Source organism: Candidatus Infernicultor aquiphilus, assembly GCF_002784285.1.
GTDB lineage: Bacteria > Atribacterota > Phoenicimicrobiia > Phoenicimicrobiales > Phoenicimicrobiaceae > Infernicultor > Infernicultor aquiphilus.
Window position 1 is genome coordinate 2,616 of the sequence record NZ_PFKO01000093.1, and the last position, 2,564, is coordinate 5,179.

General features: G+C 33.8%; 3 protein-coding genes. All 3 read left to right on the top strand.

Features of this window, described 5'->3' with window-relative positions:
• The coding region (locus COZ07_RS02685; protein ID WP_406607051.1) for a hypothetical protein at positions 1–569 on the top strand (569 nt) is incomplete at its 5' end.
• Positions 562–1,479 carry a dihydroorotate dehydrogenase gene (locus COZ07_RS02690; RefSeq protein WP_406607052.1) on the top strand — a complete coding sequence of 306 codons (918 nt, stop codon included), beginning with the start codon at positions 562–564 and terminating at the stop codon, positions 1,477–1,479. The genes COZ07_RS02685 and COZ07_RS02690, both read left to right, overlap by 8 nt.
• A 129-nt stretch (positions 1,480–1,608) precedes the next feature.
• Positions 1,609–2,460 (top strand): branched-chain amino acid ABC transporter permease, encoded by an 852-nt coding sequence (locus tag COZ07_RS02695; protein WP_406607053.1) that lies wholly within the window; start codon positions 1,609–1,611, stop codon positions 2,458–2,460.
• Positions 2,461–2,564: the final 104 nt, after the last annotated feature.

Sequence of the window (2,564 nt, forward strand, 5' to 3'; positions counted from 1 at the left end):
ATAAGGAAATAGGTAAAGGTACACAAATAATGGCTAAATCTAAAGTAGGTGATCTGGTAGAACTAATTGGACCCCTTGGTAATGGTTTTAAGATCCCAGAGAATACAAATAATATAGCTGTAGTTGCACGTGGTATAGGGATTGCTGCCTTGATGCCCTTAATATTAGAAAGTAAGAAAAGAGGGATTGCAATTTATGCTTTCCTATCTGCTCAAACAGGTAATTTACTTTTATGTAGTAATGAGATTAATTCTATTTCTGAAAAAGTATTTTATACTACTGATGATGGTTCTAAAGGAGCAAAAGGGATGGTCACTAATTTTCTGCAGAATGTTTTAAAAGAAGAAGTCATTGATGTGGTTTATGTTTGTGGGTCAAAAAGACTTACCAAACATATAAGAAATTTACAAAGAAAATATAATTTTTTAGCCTTTGTAAGTTTAGAGGAACATATGGCTTGTGGCATAGGTGCTTGCAAAGGTTGTGTGCATAAAACCAATGATGGATATAAAAGAGTTTGTAAGGAAGGACCTATTTTCCCAGTAGAAGAGGTGATTTTTGATGACTAAAGAAGTGAGCTTAGAGGTTGATTTGGGTCCTTTACATTTAAAAAATCCAATTATGCCTGCCTCAGGCACTTTTGATGTAAGATGTACTTTATTAAACGAAAAAGAGCTTAATAGATTAGGAGCAATACTTCCCAAGAGTATTGCTTTCCAAGAAAGAGAAGGAAATCCTGGTCCAAGAATTTGTGAAACTGATTGCGGATTATTGAATGCAGTCGGCGTGCCTTCTAAAGGTGTAGAATATTTTATAAAAGAAGAACTACCTCTATTGAAAAAAGCAAATAACACTATTATTGTTAGCTTGATGGGAAATTCTATCCCAGATTTTTGTAATTTAGCCGGATATCTTAATGAAAATAAAGAGATTTCGGCATTAGAAATAAATCTTTCTTGCCCTAATCTAAATAATGGTATTCTTTTTGGTGTTAACCAAGATAAATTATACGAATTAATCTTTAATATAAAGAAAAACACTTCAAAACCAATTATTGCTAAATTATCACCAAATGTTTCCGATATAAGAGAAATGGCTTTAACTGCAAAAAATGCGGGAGCACAGATAATCACTGTTGCCAATACTTTAATGGGCATGGCCATAGATGTTGACCAGCAAGTCTTTCGATTAGGGAATACTATGGGAGGATTGTCTGGCCCAGCGATAAGACCTATCGTAGTTAGAATGATCTGGGAGATTGCCCAATCCGTTGACATACCGATTATTGGGGTGGGAGGGGTTTATTGTGCTGAAAATGCCATTGAAATGCTTCTTGCCGGAGCGAGTGCAGTACAAATTGGTTCAGCTAATTTTTTTAATCCCCATGTAATGTTAGAGGTGATTGAAGGGATTGAAAAATATCTAATTAAAAAGAAGTATAATTCTATTCAAGATATAATTGGCTTGATGAAAAATTAATATTTTATTTTAAAGAAAAGATATTTTGATTTTATCAAAGTTAAACATCTTTATTTTTTATTTGATTTGTAAATTATAGATTACCAGTTTTAAAAAGGAAAAAGGAGAAATATTTATATGGGCTTACAAATGTTAATAAACGCAATTCTGCTGGGAGGATTGTATGCCTTGATGGGTATAGGTTTTTCCTTACAATGGGGTATTAGCGGAATTATTAATTTATCCTATGGAGCAATGGTTATTTTAGGTTCTTATATTTCCTTAGAGTTTTTCAATTTATTCCACCTAGACCCTTTTATTAGTATGATAATGTCTGGCGCCATTCTTTTTGTAATAGGAGCAGCAATATATCGCACACTTTTACAACCATTAATTAAGGGTGGAATTGTTTTTACTCTTATTTTAACCTTTGCCCTGAGATTAGTAATAGAAAATATTATATTGAAAGTGTGGTCTGCTGACTATCGTACTATACGCGTCACATATGCCGGTAGTAATTTTCAATTTGGTGATGCTTACATTCCCTTAATTAAATTTTTAGCTTTTATTGTAGCAGGAATATTAATCTATTTAACTTACCTTTTTATGATGAAAACGAAAACTGGGAAAGGGATTCAGGCAGTTGCCTTAGATAAAGAAGGTGCACAGGCGGTAGGGATAGATGTAGAAAAAATGTATCTAATTAATTTTGCTTTGGGAACCGCTTTGGCAGGATTGACCGGTTCTCTTTGGGCGAGCATCTATAGTTTTTCTCCTCATCTTTTAGGTTCCATTGTGGGAAAGGTGTTTATTATTGCCATACTTGGTGGATTAGGAAATATCTGGGGTGCAGCTGCCGGAGGTTTACTCTTAGGGATTGCAGAAACTACGGGAGCAGTATTTTTTGGTTCAGAGTGGCAAGAAGCCCTCGGTATGGTCATTATGGTAAGTGTGTTGGTTTGGAGACCTTATGGACTTATGGGGAAAAAGTTTTTTGGTTAATTTAGGAATTATTTGAGAGAGGAGGAGCGAAGATAGGTGTTAAATCATAAAAAAGTAAACATTTTCTTATTAATAATAGGAATAATTATATTTATCTTTTTACC